At 67.0% G+C, this 14330-nt stretch carries 15 protein-coding genes; 4 read left to right on the top strand and 11 right to left on the bottom strand.

Annotated features, from left to right (window positions below; all coding sequences use genetic code 11):
* The first annotated feature begins 226 nt into the window (after window positions 1–226).
* Entirely contained in the window at window positions 227–3091 is a 2865-nt protein-coding gene (locus OXS31_RS11380; protein ID WP_267399059.1) for an EAL domain-containing protein, read from the top strand.
* Here OXS31_RS11380 and rbsD read toward each other — a convergent pair.
* Genes rbsD through OXS31_RS11350 form a run of 6 tightly spaced genes read right to left on the bottom strand, consistent with a single transcriptional unit; the run spans window position 3088 to window position 8909 of the window.
* Window positions 3088–3492, bottom strand: coding sequence for a D-ribose pyranase (gene rbsD / locus OXS31_RS11375; RefSeq protein WP_077172769.1), 405 nt, complete (start codon window positions 3490–3492; stop codon window positions 3088–3090). The two genes, OXS31_RS11380 and rbsD, sit on opposite strands and share 4 nt — an antisense overlap.
* On the bottom strand, window positions 3489–4397 hold the full coding sequence (gene rbsK, locus OXS31_RS11370; protein ID WP_027602222.1) for a ribokinase: 909 nt from the start codon (window positions 4395–4397) through the stop codon (window positions 3489–3491). The genes rbsD and rbsK overlap by 4 nt, the downstream gene beginning before the upstream one ends.
* Window positions 4387–5406, bottom strand: coding sequence for a LacI family DNA-binding transcriptional regulator (locus OXS31_RS11365; RefSeq protein ID WP_027599476.1), 1020 nt, complete (start codon window positions 5404–5406; stop codon window positions 4387–4389). The genes rbsK and OXS31_RS11365 overlap by 11 nt, the downstream gene beginning before the upstream one ends.
* A complete protein-coding gene (locus OXS31_RS11360; RefSeq protein WP_007158442.1) occupies window positions 5406–6383 on the bottom strand; it encodes an ABC transporter permease in 978 nt (325 codons plus the stop codon). The genes OXS31_RS11365 and OXS31_RS11360 overlap by 1 nt, the downstream gene beginning before the upstream one ends.
* Entirely contained in the window at window positions 6380–7936 is a 1557-nt protein-coding gene (locus tag OXS31_RS11355) for a sugar ABC transporter ATP-binding protein (RefSeq protein WP_150338692.1), read from the bottom strand. Before OXS31_RS11355 ends, OXS31_RS11360 begins: the two co-directional genes overlap by 4 nt.
* Before the next feature lie 16 nt (window positions 7937–7952).
* The gene (locus OXS31_RS11350) at window positions 7953–8909 is read right to left on the bottom strand and encodes a sugar ABC transporter substrate-binding protein (RefSeq protein WP_007158440.1); all 957 of its coding nucleotides are present in this window, start codon (window positions 8907–8909) and stop codon (window positions 7953–7955) included.
* Between the two features lie 208 nt (window positions 8910–9117).
* Here OXS31_RS11350 and OXS31_RS11345 point away from each other — a divergent pair, with 208 nt between their 5' ends.
* The gene (locus tag OXS31_RS11345) at window positions 9118–9666 is read left to right on the top strand and encodes an adenine phosphoribosyltransferase (RefSeq protein ID WP_017640536.1); all 549 of its coding nucleotides are present in this window, start codon (window positions 9118–9120) and stop codon (window positions 9664–9666) included.
* 355 nt (window positions 9667–10021) lie between these two features.
* Here OXS31_RS11345 and OXS31_RS11340 read toward each other — a convergent pair whose 3' ends face one another.
* From OXS31_RS11340 to pnuC, 5 genes are all read right to left on the bottom strand, one after another.
* Complete coding sequence (locus OXS31_RS11340; protein ID WP_074582473.1) at window positions 10022–10327, bottom strand: antibiotic biosynthesis monooxygenase; 306 nt, start codon at window positions 10325–10327, stop codon at window positions 10022–10024.
* Between the two features lie 64 nt (window positions 10328–10391).
* Complete coding sequence (gene folE / locus OXS31_RS11335; protein WP_027599472.1) at window positions 10392–10940, bottom strand: GTP cyclohydrolase I FolE; 549 nt, start codon at window positions 10938–10940, stop codon at window positions 10392–10394.
* Between the two features lie 63 nt (window positions 10941–11003).
* Window positions 11004–11558: a Smr/MutS family protein gene (locus tag OXS31_RS11330; protein ID WP_027602225.1), complete on the bottom strand. Its 555-nt coding sequence runs from the start codon at window positions 11556–11558 to the stop codon at window positions 11004–11006.
* Between the two features lie 37 nt (window positions 11559–11595).
* The gene (locus OXS31_RS11325; RefSeq protein WP_150338690.1) at window positions 11596–12123 is read right to left on the bottom strand and encodes an AAA family ATPase; all 528 of its coding nucleotides are present in this window, start codon (window positions 12121–12123) and stop codon (window positions 11596–11598) included.
* Entirely contained in the window at window positions 12120–12683 is a 564-nt protein-coding gene (gene pnuC / locus OXS31_RS11320; protein WP_027599469.1) for a nicotinamide riboside transporter PnuC, read from the bottom strand. The genes OXS31_RS11325 and pnuC overlap by 4 nt, the downstream gene beginning before the upstream one ends.
* A gap of 266 nt (window positions 12684–12949) precedes the next feature.
* Here pnuC and OXS31_RS11315 point away from each other — a divergent pair, with 266 nt between their 5' ends.
* Window positions 12950–13786: an undecaprenyl-diphosphate phosphatase gene (locus tag OXS31_RS11315; protein ID WP_027599468.1), complete on the top strand. Its 837-nt coding sequence runs from the start codon at window positions 12950–12952 to the stop codon at window positions 13784–13786.
* Complete coding sequence (locus tag OXS31_RS23445; protein WP_027599467.1) at window positions 13783–14283, top strand: DUF1294 domain-containing protein; 501 nt, start codon at window positions 13783–13785, stop codon at window positions 14281–14283. The genes OXS31_RS11315 and OXS31_RS23445 overlap by 4 nt, the downstream gene beginning before the upstream one ends.
* The last annotated feature ends 47 nt before the right edge of the window (window positions 14284–14330 follow it).

The following is a 14330-nucleotide window of genomic DNA, read 5'->3' as shown; positions in this document are numbered from 1 at the left end:
GGGGAAGCCGTGGGCTTTTTGTTTTACAAGCCCAGCGGCAGAGGATTGTCTGGAACGCCGAGTTGTTGGACAGGCGCCTGTCGGCTGTACAACTCTTGTATTAGCCAAATAGCGTCTTTAGTCATCTCTTTGCCGTTCACCCCCTCGAGCAAACCGTTCATTCCGTACTTGCCGAAGCCAGGGACATCTGTGTCAGGATCCGGCGAATGCATGGGAAGGAGTCAGCATGAAAGGGGCTGAGGAACAGCTGCCAGGCGTAGGCCCGGTCAGGCCGCCGGAGGCACGCTGGCCGGATCCGAATGTGCCGGGGCTGGAGCCGGACGAGATCATCGCGCAACTGCGGGCGTCGGCTGCGGGCGCTGACTGGGCCTGGTACCAGCGCCGTGGCCACTGGTCTTGCATGGCCACCGGAAATGACGCCGGTGGCTGGCCGGAATTGCTCGACGACGAGGAACTGGCGCTACTGTCCGCCCAGACCTCGCTCCGCTGCTATCCCACCGGCAGTGGCCCGACCCCGCTGGGCTGGTTGCTCGCCCGTCCCGATGGCCATACCGATTTCGCCGCCCTGGCCCTGAGATTCGGCTTCGTACTGCAGCGCCTGCAGTTGCAGCGGGCCCAGGCCATCCAGCAGGTGCTCTACGACATCACTTACCTGGCCAGTTCGACCCTGGATCGCCAGCTGTTCATGCAGCGCACGCACGAACTGCTGGTCTCGCTGATCGATGCCGAAAATTTTTTCCTGGCGCTGCAGGATGCCGATTCGGACCAGATCCACTATCCCTATTATTTCGACCAGCGCGACGAGAGTCCCCCCGAGCCCGGCTCCTTCGAGCTGCTGGATCGCGAGCGGCCCTGCCTGACCGCCTATGTGCTCATGCACGGGACACCGCTGCTGCTGCCCAAGGAAGCCATTGAAGCGGCGCAGGTGTCAGGGCCCTACTATTGCCAGGGCTCGGTCCCCGAGTTCTGGATGGGCATCCCGCTCAAGGATGGCGCCGACCGGACCTTCGGGGTACTCAGCCTGCAGGTCTATGATCGCGAGCGCCGCTACGGACCCGAGGACCAGGCGCTGTTCCAGGTCATCGCCCGTGACGTGGCCATGGCCCTGGATCGCATCCTCCGGCGCGAATCGCTGGAGGCCACCGTGGGCCAGCGCACCCAGGAGCTGTCGGAGGTCAATGCCCGGCTGCGCGAGCAGATCGCCGAGCGCGAACGCGCCGAGCAGTTGCAGGCGGCGCTGTTCCGCATCGCCGAGCTGTCCAGCGCCAGCACCGACATGCCGGAATTGCTGGGGGGGCTGCACCGCGTCGTCGGCGAGTTGCTCTATGCCCACAACTTCTACATCGCCCTCTACGACGACGCCTCGGGCGAGGTGAGCTTTCCCTATTTCGCCGATGAGCGCCGTACCGCGGCCCCTGTCGCTCGGCGCGGCAGCCGCGGCTATACCGAATACACCATCCGCCAACGGCGACCCTGCATCATCGATCGGCACAAGGCCCGCCTGCTCATCGAGCGCGGCGAGATCACCCCGGTCGAGGGCACCCCGGAAGCCTGTTCCTGGCTGGGCATCCCGCTCTATGACGGCAAGCAGGTCCGCGGCGTACTGGCGGTGCAGAGCTATCGCGAAGACGTCCGTTACAGCCAGCGCGACCAGGAGCTGCTGACCTTCGTCTCGCGCCACATCGATACCGCCTTGTCCCGGCGCAGCGCTGCGGAAGCCATCCAGCAGTCGCGCCAGGCCCTGGAGGTCAGGGTGCAGGAGCGCACCCGGGCCCTGGATGCGGCCAATGCCCGACTGCTGTACGAGAACAATCACGATGCCCTGACCCGGCTGCCCAATCGCAGCTTCTTGCAGCAGCGCCTGGGCGAACTCTGGACGGCGCTGGAGCGCGACGGCGCCGGCCTGGCGGTGATGTTTCTCGACCTGGACAGGTTCAAGCGCATCAACGACCAGTTCGGCCATCCCTTCGGCGATCTGCTGCTGGTGGCGGCGGGGGAGCGGCTGTCTGGCTGCCTGCGGGAGACCGACCTGCTGGCGCGGCTGGGGGGCGACGAATTCGCCATCCTGGTGCCCGGTGGCGGCCTGGATTCGCCGGTGGCCATCGCCCAGCGCATCATCGACGCCTTCGATCGCCCACTGGTGATCGACGACCACAGTCTGTTCGCCTCCTGCAGCATCGGCATCGTGGTGGCCGATCCCAGTCTGCATCACCAGCCGGATGACCTGCTGCGCGATGCCGACACGGCCATGTACCGGGTCAAGCAGGGCGGCCGCGACAACTTCGCGGTGTTCAACCAGGAACTGCGCCAGGTGGTGTCCGACCAGGTGGTGCGCGAAGGCGCGCTGCGCAAGGCGCTGAAGAACGGCAACGAACTGGAGCCCTTCTTCCAGCCGATCATCGAGGTCGGCACCGGTCGCGTGGCGGCGCTGGAGGCGCTGATCCGCTGGCGACAGCCCGATGGCAGCGTGCTGGCGCCGGGGGCCTTTCTCCCCGAGCTGGAAGGCCTGCGCCTGATCGGGCGGCTGGATACCTACATGCTGACGCGCATCGCCGCCACCCTGGCCGAGCCCGCCCAGGCCCACTGGCCGGTGGTGCACGTCAATTGCTCCAGCTACAGCATCGTGCAGCCGGAATTCGCCGACGAGGTGCTGAGCATCCTCGCCGCGTACGGGGTGGCGCCGTCACGGATCTGCCTGGAATTGACCGAAGGGGCCCTGGTCGCCGAGCCCGAGCGTGCCAAGGCGGCCATGGAGGCCCTGGATCGCCACGGGGTCTCGGTGGTGCTGGACGATTTTGGCGCGGGCTTCTCGTCGCTGGGCTATGTCCACGAATACCGCTTTCGCGGCCTCAAGATCGACAAGTCCTTTGTGCTGCGTCTGGGCGACAGCACGCGCAGTGTCGCCATCGTCCGCGCCATCGTGCGCATGGCCGAGTCGCTGGGCCTGGATGTGGTCGCCGAGGGCGTCGAGGACGCCCAGGCACTGCAACTGCTCAAGGACATGGGCGCCCGCCATGCCCAGGGCTATCTGTTCGCCCGGCCGCTGGACCTGCAGGCGACCCGGCAGCTGCTGGGCAGGGCCGCCGGCTAGAAGGTGACGCCGGCCACCAGGATCAGGTTGGTGTAGGGCTGGCACTCGCCGGTACGGATCTGCACCCGCGCCTGGCGACACAGCGTCTTCATCTCGTCATGGGAAACCAGGCGGCGGCTGCCCAGGGCGCCGTCGGCGTTCAGGCGCTCCAGTTCGGCCAGTGCCGGGGGCTGGACCTCGAGGGTTTCCTCGGCGAGCAGGTGACTTTCCACCTGCATCTCGCTGAGCAGCGCCTGCAGCACACTGAGGAAATCCGGGACGCCCGGGGTCACGGCCAGATCGACCAGAGGCGTGCCCGGCGGCACCGGCATGCCGGCGTCACCGATGACCACCAGGTCGCCGTGGCCGAGACTGGCGACGGCCTGGGACAGGGCGATGTTGAGCAGAGCGGTCTTCTTCACCGGGCGAGCTCCTGGCGGCTGGGGATGGAGGGCTGGGCGCCCGGACGGGTGACGGCGATGGCGGCGGCCTGCTGGCCGAGGGCGATGGCCGCCGAGACGCTCAGACCCTCCGCCAGGCCGGCGGCGAAGCCACCCAGGAAGGTGTCTCCGGCGGCCGTGGTGTCCACCGCCTTGACCGGCGTGGCCGGGTGGTGCTGGCAGCCGTCGGCGGAGACCTGCAGCAGGCCCTGGCCGCCCAGGGTCAGCAGCACCTGCCGGGCGCCAGCGGCGACCAGTTGGCGCGCAGCGGCTTCGGCCTGCTCCAGCGTGTCCACCGGCAGGCCGGTCAGCAGGCTGGCCTCGCTTTCGTTGGGCACCAGGTAGTCGATATGGGCGTACCACTCGGCCGGCAGCGGTCCGGTGGCCGGCGCCGGATTGAGGATCACCGTCTTGCCCAGCGCATGGGCGCGGGCGAGGGCGGCGCCCACGGTAGCCAGCGGGACCTCCAGCTGGGCGATCACCAGCTTGGCCTGGTCCAGCACGGATTCCTGGGCCTGCAGATGGGCGGCGGACAGTTCGCCGTTGCCACCGGCGACGATGACGATGGCGTTCTGGCCCTGGTCGTCCACCAGGATGGAGGCGATGCCGGTGGGCACCTCGGCCGCCACCGAGACGCCCTGGCAGTCGATGCCCTCCTGGAGCAGGCTGCGGGTGAGGAAGTCGCCATAGGGATCGGCGCCGACGCAGCCGATCATGGCGACCCGGGCGCCCAGGCGCGCGGCCGCCACGGCCTGGTTGGCGCCCTTGCCGCCGGGTGCGGTGGTGAAGGTATGGCCGGCGAGGGTCTCGCCGCCCTTGGGCAGGCGCGGGGTGCGCACCACCAGGTCCATGTTCAGGCTGCCGATGACGACGACGTCAGGGTGCATGGGAGGTCTCCAGAGCAGAGGGCGCCGCGGTGGATTCGCGCAGCACCAGCCGGGGTACGGCGATGTCGTGGGTGGAAGGGCTGCCGACCGTCTCGCGGCGCGCCAGCAGCAGCTGGGCGGCGCGTTCGCCGAGGTCACGGATCGACTGGCCGATGGTGGTCAGGGCCGGGTAGAGATAGCGGCTGAGTTCGATGTCGTCGAAGCCCACTACGGACAGCTGGCCGGGGACGCTCAGGCCCCGTTCGGCGGCGGCGCGCAGCACGCCCAGGGCGATGGTGTCGTTTCCGGCGAAGATCGCGGTGGGGCGCTCCGCCCGGGCCAGCAATTCGCGGGCTGCGGCATGACCGGCGGCGGCGGTGAAGGAGCAGCGCTGGATGGCGCCAGGGGCGATACCGGCCTCCGCCAGGGCCTGCTGGTAGCCGGTGATGCGCTCGCTGGCGACGGGAGAGTCGGCCGGGCCGCCGATGCAGGCGATGCGCCGATGACCGAGTTGCAGCAGGTGGCGGGTGGCGAGCAGGCCACCCTGGTGGTGATCGATGCGGATATGCGCGGCCTGGACGCCATCCAGCGGCCGGTCGGCCAGCACCAGCGGGATGCGCAGGCCGGCGAGGGCGCGGGCGAAGCGCGGATCGCCATCCACGGTGGCGACCACCAGGCCGTCGATCCGGCGCTCCTTCAGCACCCGCAGATAGCGCAGCTGCTTGTCGGCGTCGTCATCGGAATTGCAGAGGATGACGCTGTAGCCCTGGCGTTCGCAGTGGTCCTCGATCCCTCGCGCCAGCTCGGCGAAGTAGGGGTTGACCGCATTGGGCACCAGCACGCCGAAGGTGCCGGTGGCGCGACTGCGCAGGGAGCGCGCCACGCCGCTGGGCACGTAGCCCAGTTCGGCGATGGCCGCCTCGACCTTTTCCCGCACGCCCGGGCTGACCGGGCGGCTGTTGTTCACCACATGGGAGACGGTGGTGTAGGAGATGCCGGCGCGGGCGGCGACATCCTTGATGGTCGCCATCAGCCCTTGCTCTTGGCGCGCTGGCTGCGGTAGGTGTCGAGGATCACGGCGACCACGATGACCGCGCCGGTGATGATGCGCTTGGTCGGCTCGCTGGCGCCGATCTGGGCCAGGCCCGCGGCCAGCACCGAGATGATCAGTACGCCGAAGAAGGTGCTGATGACCGAGCCGCGACCGCCCATGAGGCTGGTCCCGCCGATCACCACGGCGGCGATCACCTGCAGCTCCAGGCCGACGCCGGCATTGGGATCGGCGGCTTCCAGGCGGGAGATCTGGAACAGCGCGGCGAGGCCCGCCAGCAGGCCCATGAGGGCGAAGACGATGACCTTGTAGGGCTTGGGATTGATCCCGGCCAGGCGCACCGCTTCCTCGTTGGTGCCGATGGCGATCAGGTAGCGCCCGAGCACCGAGCGGGTCAGCAGCAACTGGGCGACCACGATCACCAGCAGCGCGATGACGAAGGAGGGCGAGATGCCGAAGGCGAAGGGCGTCGACAGCCAGGCATAGGCATCACCGATGTAGGCGGTGCGCGAATCGGTCAACTGGTAGGCCGCGCCGCGGGCCATTTCCAGCACGCCCAGGGAGACGATGAAGGAAGGGATGCGCCAGGCCACGGTCACGCTGCCGGTGAGGGTGCCGGTCAGGGCGGCGCAGAGCATGCCCAGGGCCGCGGCGGGCAGGATGCCCCAGCCCCATTCCAGGGTGGCGACGCTGACCACGGCGGCGGCCAGGGCCACTACCGAACCCACCGAGAGGTCGATGCCGCCGATGATCAGGATGAAGGTCATCCCGGTCGCCAGCACCATCAGATCGGGGATCTGGTTGGCGAGGGTGGTGAAGGTGGCATAGGAGAGAAAGTGACTGCTCATCAGGGAGAACAGCACGATCATGGCCAGCAGGGCGGCGGCCAGGCCGACGTAGGTGCCCAGGCCCAGGCCGAAGGCGCGCCGGGAGGAGGTGACGGGAAGACTGCTCATCGAATGGCTTCCTGAGAAAGGGGTTGCGGCGGGACAGGTTCTTCCAGCAGGGCTTCGCGGGAGCGATAGCCGGCGAAGGCGGCGGCCAGCAGCCGCTCCTGATCCCAGTCATGGCGTTCGAAGGTGGCTTCCAGGCGGCCGGCGGAGATCACGCCGATGCGATCGCAGATCAGCATCAGCTCGCGCAGATCGCTGGAGACCACGACCAGGGCCTTGCCCTGGCGGGTGAGTTCGGCCAGCAGGCCATAGATCTCGAACTTGGCGCCGACGTCGATGCCGCGCGTGGGTTCGTCGAACAGCAGCACCTGGCAGTCGCGTTCGAGCCAGCGGCCGATGACCACCTTCTGCTGGTTGCCCCCGGAAAGTTCGCCCACGGGTTGGCTGCCGTCGTTGCAGCGGATGCGCATGCCCTTGATATGACGCTCGGCCAGGGCGGCTTCACGGGCGCCGCTGACCAGGCCCTGCTGAGCGACCTTGGCCATGTTGCCCAGGGCCAGGTTGGCGCTGATGGGCTGGCTGAGCAGCAGGCCTTCGCCCTTGCGGTCCTCGGTGATCAGGGCGATGCCCTGGCGAACCACCTTGGCCGGCGAGGCCAGGTCGACCGGCTTGCCGGCCAGGTGCACCACGCCGGAGTCGGCGCGATCGGCACCGAAGATCAGCCGCAGCAGTTCGGTCCGTCCGGCGCCAATCAGTCCGGAGATGCCATAGATCTCCCCGGCGCGGACGCTGAAGGAGACGTCCTGGACCTTGTCGGCGCGCGACAGGCCCTTGACCTCCAGCAGCGGCGGCCCGAACCGGCGCTCGCCCATGTCCAGATGCTCGCCGAGATCGCGGCCGACCATGAGGCTGACGATCTGGTCGGTGGCGTACTCCGCCATGGGCGCATCGGCCACGAGGCGGCCATCGCGCAGCACCACCAGTTGCTGGGCGATGCGCTTGAGTTCTTCCAGGCGATGGGAGATGTAGACCAGGGCCACGCCCCGGGCACGCAGCCGCTCGATCTGCTCGAACAGCAGCTCCACCTCGCGCGACGTGAGCATGGCGGTGGGCTCGTCGAGGATCAGCACCCGGCAATCGCCAATCAGGTTGCGGGCGATTTCCACCATCTGCTGGTGACCCACGCCCAGTTCGGCGATGGGGGTATCCGGATCGATGGACTCCAGGCCGACCTGGGCCATGGCCAGCCGCGCCTGTTCGCGCAGCTGGCGGCGGTCGATCCAGCCCAGCCGCCGGGGCAGGCGGTCGAGAAAGAGATTTTCCGCCACGGTGAGGGTGGGCAGCAGATTGAGCTCCTGCATGACCATCCGCACCCCCTGGGCTTCCGCCTCGCGGCGGCTGCCCGGAGCGTAGGGTCGGCCGAGAAAGCTCAGCTCGCCGGTGGTGGGTTGCACCAGGCCACAGAGGATCTTGGACAGGGTGCTCTTGCCGGCGCCGTTTTCTCCAGTGAGCGCCAGCACCTGGCCGGCGCGCAATTCCAGGTCCACGCCGCCGAGTACCGGCTGTGCATAGGTCTTGCCGATGCCACGGGCGCTGAGGATGACCTCGGACGACATGGGGGCTCTCCTCGGATCAGGGCTGGGTGACGAGTTCGACCGGGGTCTCGATCACGCCGTCCTTGGCACCGGTGGGCTCGCCCTTGACCAGCTTGAGCGCGGCTTCGATCCCGAACACGGCCTGCTTGGCGGCGAACTGGTCGGCGGTGGCGAGGACGCGACCGTCCTTGAGCATCGGGTGGATGGCCTTGATGTTGTCGTAGCCGACGATCTGCACCTGGCCTTTCTTGCCGGCCGCGCGCACGGCGGAGACGGCGCCCAGCGCCATGCTGTCGTTGCCGGCCAGCAGGGCCTTCAGGTCAGGGTATTCGTTGAGCATGGCCGCGGCGACGGCGTTGCCCTTGTCGATTTCCCAGTTGCCGGATTGCACGCCGACGATCTTCATGCCGGCCGCTTCCATGGCGTCCTTGAAGCCTGCGGTGCGCTGCTGGGCGTTGGTGGTGGTGGAGACGCCCTCGATGATGCCGACCTGGTCACCCTGCTTGAGCTGCTTGGCCAGGTACTCGCCCACCAGGCGCGCGCCCTTGCGGTTGTCGGGACCGACGAAGGGGATGTCCAGGGACTTGGACTTGAGCACCTCGGGATCCAGGCGATTGTCGATGTTGACCACCTTGATGCCGGCGTCGCTGGCCTTCTTCAGTACCGGAACCAGGGCCTTGGAGTCGGCCGGCGCGATGACCAGGGCGTCGACCTTGGACACGATCATCTGCTCGACGATACGGATCTGGCTGGAGGTGTCGGTCTCGTCCTTGATCCCGTTGGAGATCAGGTCGAAATCGGCGGAATGGTCTTTCTGGTAGGTCTTGGCGCCGTCTTCCATGGTCAGGAAGAATTCGTTGGCCAGGGACTTCATGACCAGCGCGACCTTGGGCTTTTCGGCGGCCGTGGCGTGACTGGCGGCGAGCGGCAGGATCAGCGAAGCGGAGGTGAGAGCGATAGCCGCCAGCAGGCGGGCAGGGCGAAAGGCCAGCATAGGGGAATCTCCGAATTCTTATGGTTCTTGTGGTCGCGCAAACGTTTGCGCGAAAGCGAGAATGTCCGCTTCGTTGGTAGCTGTCAACGGAAGTCACTACATGAATCGATTCAGCGCCAGGGGACGGCAGGTTGGCCCCGGCCCTGTAGCCCCCGGTATACTGTGCAATCGTGTTCAACCAGGCGCCCGGCGCCCGAGAGTCTCTGCCATGTCCTTTTCCGAATCCGCCCTGAAATCCCTCATCCGCGCCGTGCCCGATTTTCCCAAGCCGGGGGTGATCTTTCGGGACATCACGCCGCTGTTCCAGTCGCCCGAAGGCCTGCGCGCCGTCATGGCGGAGTTGCTGGAGCGCTATCGTTCGGCGTCCTTCACCCATGTCGGGGCGCTGGATGCCCGCGGATTCCTCATCGGCCCGATCCTGGCCTATGAACTGGGCAAGCCGCTGGTGCTGTTCCGCAAGCAGGGCAAGCTGCCGGCCGAGTTGCTGACCGAGGTCTACAGCACCGAATACGGCGACTCCGTGATCGAGGTGCACAAGGACAGCGTCGGCGCCGGCGATTCGGTGCTGCTGGTCGACGACCTCATCGCCACGGGCGGCACCCTGGTCGCCGCCGGCAACCTGATCCGCCGCCTGGGCGCCGAGGTCCACGAGGCCGCCGCCATCGTCGACCTGCCCGAACTGGGCGGCTCCAAGCGCCTGGAAGCCGCCGGCATCCCCACCTTCGCCCTGACGAGCTTTGCGCTGTCCGAGTATTGAGTGGCCCCTCGATCGCGGCCATGGGCCGCTCCTACAGGCGCACCGGATACCTGTAGGAGCGGCCCATGGCCGCGATAACAGCGTCGAACCTGACCTCAGCGTTCTGCCGGCACCTCCCGAGGTGCCTGTTCGCGGACAAGGCTGCGCCGTTGTCCACCCTACGACGGTGGTGCCTTTGCAGGACGGGTCGCATCGGCAGATCACCTTGGCCGTAGCAGATCACTCAAGTCGTAGGTTGGGTTGAGAGCAGCGAAGCTCAACGGATGTTGCCTCCGCGGCGCCTATCTCGTTGGGCTTCGACGACGGAGCCGTCTCAAGACAACCCGCGATTTAGCGCAACCTTGGCAGCCTCTCGTCAAAGCTCAGCCGTCGGCCCTTTCGGCTCCAGCGGATACAGGTCCACCTCGTCCGCCAGCTTGGGCAACTCGTCGAGGAAGGCGAGGGTATGGGGCTGGTTGAAGTGGTCGTCCTGGGCGGCGACCGAGGCCCAGCGGGTCTGGATCACCCAGAGGTCGCCATCCTCGCTGCCCTGGAATACCCGGTAGTCCAGGCAGCCTGCGTCGGTCACCGCCACGGCGGCGAGATCGAGGAGATGGGCGCCCAGCGCCTGGGAGCGTTCGGGCTGGGCCCTGAGCAGGGTGAGGCTGTGGACATCCGGCATGGCGGGCAGGTCTCCTGGAGGTTCGAGACTTCGACCCTCCAGGGCGGCGGACGTCGCAGCCGACTCAGCGATTGATCAGGCTGAGGAATTCGGCGCGGGTGGCATCGCTGGCGCGAAACTGGCCGAGCATCACCGAGGTGACCATGGAGGAATTCTGCTTTTCCACGCCGCGCATCATCATGCACATGTGCTGTGCCTCGATGACCACTGCGACCCCGGCGGCACCGGTGACCTGTTCGATGGCCTCGGCGATCTGCCGGGTCATGTTTTCCTGGATCTGCAGCCGACGGGCGAACATGTCGACGATACGCGCCACCTTGGACAGGCCGAGCACCTTGCCCTTGGGCATGTAGGCGACGTGGGCCTTGCCGATGAAGGGCAGCATGTGGTGCTCGCACAGGGAGTACAGCTCGATGTTCTTGACCAGCACCATCTCGCTGTTGTCGGAAGTGAAGAGCGCCTCGCCCACCACCTCTTCCAGCGTCTGGTTGTAGCCACGGCAGAGGTACTGCATGGCCTTGGCCGCGCGCTTGGGCGTGTCCACCAGCCCCTCCCGGCCGATGTCTTCGCCGAGTCCGGTCAGGATCGAGGAGTAGTGCTGTTCGAGAGACATTTGGGTTCCTGTTTGTCGATAAGGAGGTTGGCGCTCGGATGAGACGTCACCCGAGTCGCGGAGTCACTCGTCGCGACCTTCGAGCATGGTGCGCTTGAGCAAGACATAAAGCGAGCCGGTACCGCCGTGGCGGGGCAGGCAGGAGGTGAAGCCCAGCACCTGGGGATGCTGGCGCAGCCAGGTGTTGACGTGGCTCTTGATCAGCGGACGGCGCCCGTCCAGGCGCGCGGCCTTGCCATGGGTGATGCGCACGCAGCGGATTTCCAGGCGGGTGGCCTCGGCGAGAAAGTCCCAGAGGGTTTCCCGGGCCTTCTCCACGGTCATGCCGTGCAGGTCCAGGCTGCCCTCGAAGGGGATCTGGCCGCCCTTGAGGCGGCGCAGCTGGGTGTCCTGGACACCGTCGCGACCCCAGTAGAGTTCGTCCTCGGCGCCCACATCGATGACGAAGGCATCGCTCAGGCCATCGACCCGGGTAGCGGTCGTGGTCCTGGTCGCATCGGCACGGCGCTGGGCGACCTGGCCCAGGTCGGCGCGCGGTTTGCCGGTGTCGGCGCGATCCTGCTTGAGCGGACGGATCCCACGGGTGAAGTCGGCGAAAGAGGCATCGTCGTCGTGCATGGCGTTCTCCGGTGTAGGACGTCATTCTACCGGCGGGTCAGGCCTCGTGCAGCAATCGGCTCACCGCGGCCAGCGCGGCCGTTTGCCGCTCGGGCCAGTCGCCGGTGATTTCCAGCAGCGGCTGGCCATGGGCCTGCAGCCAGTCGCGACAGTGGGCGAAGAACGCCAGCCGCTCGGTCAGCTCCGGCTGGCAGCGCTGACCGTCGTCCTGCCAGGCGACGTCGCGGGGGTCGAGCAGCAGGTGCAGATCGTAGCGGCGGGCCAGCAGCGCCGGCTCCAGCCAGGCGGGCGCGGCGCCGAACAGCAGCCGACTCCACAGCAGATTGCTCAGCAGGTGGGTGTCCAGCAGCAGCAGGGGCGGCGCGGCGGCGCGCGCCTGGTCTTCCCGATGCACTTGCTCGCGGGCGATGAGCTCCACATCCGCCAGGGTGGTGTCGGTACCGTGCCGCTCGCAGTATTCGCGGACGTACTCGTCGACCCGCATACCGCCGAACCTTTCGCTCAGCACCTGCGTCAGCCAGGACTTGCCACTCGATTCGGGGCCGGTCAGTACCACCACCTTCATGGCGCGGTCGCCAGGGCACGACGCCAGTCGAGCCAGCCATAGGCCGCCAGGCCGACAAAGACCGCATAGAGGATCGCGGTGGGGTAGAGGCCCTTGTAATAGAAGAGGCCCACATAGATGACGTCCAGCACGAACCACAGCACCCAGCACTGCAGGCGCTTCTGCGCCATCCAGAACTGGGCGACCAGACTGAAACCGGTGAGCGCGGCGTCCAGCCAGGGCAGGGCGGCATCGGTATGGGTGCCCATGAGATAGCCGAGGGCCAGGCTGCCCAGGGCGCCAACGGCCAGACCGGCCAGCAGGGGTTTCGCCGCCAGCGAAGTGACCTCGCGGCCCTGGTGCTGCTGGCCGCCCCTGAGCCATTGCCACCAGCCATAGAGTTGCAGCACCGCATAGATGCACTGCAACAGCATGTCCGAATAGAGCTTCACGTCCAGGAAGATCCAGGCGTAGAGCACCACCATCACCAGGCCGATGGGCCAGGCCCAGATGTTCTGGCGCACCGTCAGCCAGACGGCGATCACCCCGAGAACGGCGGCCAGCAGCTCCACGGGCGACATGCCCAGCAGGGTGGTGAGCGACTCCAGAAACGACATGCTTCACATCCGGAAAGATTGAATTCGTCATTGTACGGCACCTAATGGCCGTCTATCGGTCTCTTCAACCGGTCTCGCTCTGGTAAGGTGCCGGGCGCTGACTTCAGCACGTGCTGTCTTGGGTACCGCGAAGGGCCATGCCCTGCGGAGCGTCACGGTTCGAACCCCGTTGCCGCCGGAGCCTGCAGCTCCGGCTACCTGCAAATGTTTCACTTGGATGGAGTAATACCATGGACCTATGGAGTGCCTTGCAGGCGCTGATTCTGGGGATCGTCGAGGGCATCACCGAGTTTCTGCCCATTTCCAGTACCGGCCACCAGATCGTCGTTGCCGATCTGATCGGCTTCGGTGGGGAAAGGGCCATCGCCTTCAATATCATCATCCAGCTGGCGGCCATCCTGGCCGTGGTCTGGGAATACCGCTTCAAGGTCTTCGAGATCGTCACCGATCTGCCGCGCAAGTCCTATGCACAGCGTTTCACCGGCAACCTGATCATCGCCTTCCTGCCCGCCGCGGTGCTGGGCGTGATCCTGGGTGACCTGATCCACGAATACCTGTTCAACCCGATCACCGTGGCCTTCGCCCTGGTGATCGGTGGCGTGATCATGATCTGGGCGGAAAAGCGTACCCATCGCATCCGCGTGGAAGAGGTGGACGACATGCGCTGGCATGACGCCCTCAAGGTCGGCTGCGCCCAGTGCCTGGCGATGATCCCGGGCACCTCGCGTTCCGGTTCCACCATCATCGGCGGCCTGCTGTTCGGCCTGTCGCGCAAGGCGGCCACCGAGTTCTCCTTCTTCCTGGCCATGCCGACCATGGTCGGAGCGACGGTCTACTCCGTGTACAAGTACCGTCACCTGTTCACCGCCAGCGACGTCCTGGTGTTCGGAGTCGGCTTCGTCACCTCCTTCCTCTTCGCCATGCTGGCGGTCAAGGCCCTGCTGAAGTTCATCGGCAACCACAGCTACGAAGTCTTCGGCTGGTACCGCATCGTCTTCGGACTGCTGATCCTGGCCACCTGGCAATTCGGCTGGATCGACTGGCACGCGGCCAAGGCGGCCGGGTGAAACCCGAGAAGGAACAGCAGAGCCGGCGCAAGCCGGCTCGTGCGTCTGGGCAGAATGCTTCCCCCAAGGCCGCCAAGCGGGCAGCGCCGCTGACGCCCTATCAGCAGCGCGCCGCCATCGCCCGCCAGGACATGCTGGCGCTGCTGCAGATCGCCGTCTTCATCCTGCCCCTGGTGGGCATGCTGTCGCTGGCCTTCGGCCGCGGGGTGCTCTGGCCGATGCCGCTCTATCTGGTGGCCAGCGTGGCCACCTACCTGCTCTACAAGCACGACAAGCAGCGCGCCCGCGACAAGGGTTGGCGCGTGCCGGAGCGCATGCTGCACCTGGGCGAATTGCTCGGCGGCTGGCCGGGCGCCCTGATCGCCCAGCAGCGCTTTCGCCACAAGACCGTCAAGCTGAGCTTTCGGCTGGTGTTCTTCGCCATCGTCGCCCTGCACCAGCTGCTCTGGCTGGATGTGCTCTGCGGCGGCTTTCTGCACCGTCACCTGCCGCTCTGAGGTCAGACAGGCGGCGGTGGGGCAGGTGATGGGCTAGGCTTGGCGGG

The sequence above is a fragment of the Pseudomonas sp. GM_Psu_1 genome, from assembly GCF_026544185.1.
Lineage (GTDB): Bacteria > Pseudomonadota > Gammaproteobacteria > Pseudomonadales > Pseudomonadaceae > Chryseomonas > Chryseomonas oryzihabitans.
Note: the sequence above shows the minus strand (reverse complement) of the source record. Positions and strands in the feature narration are given on the sequence as shown.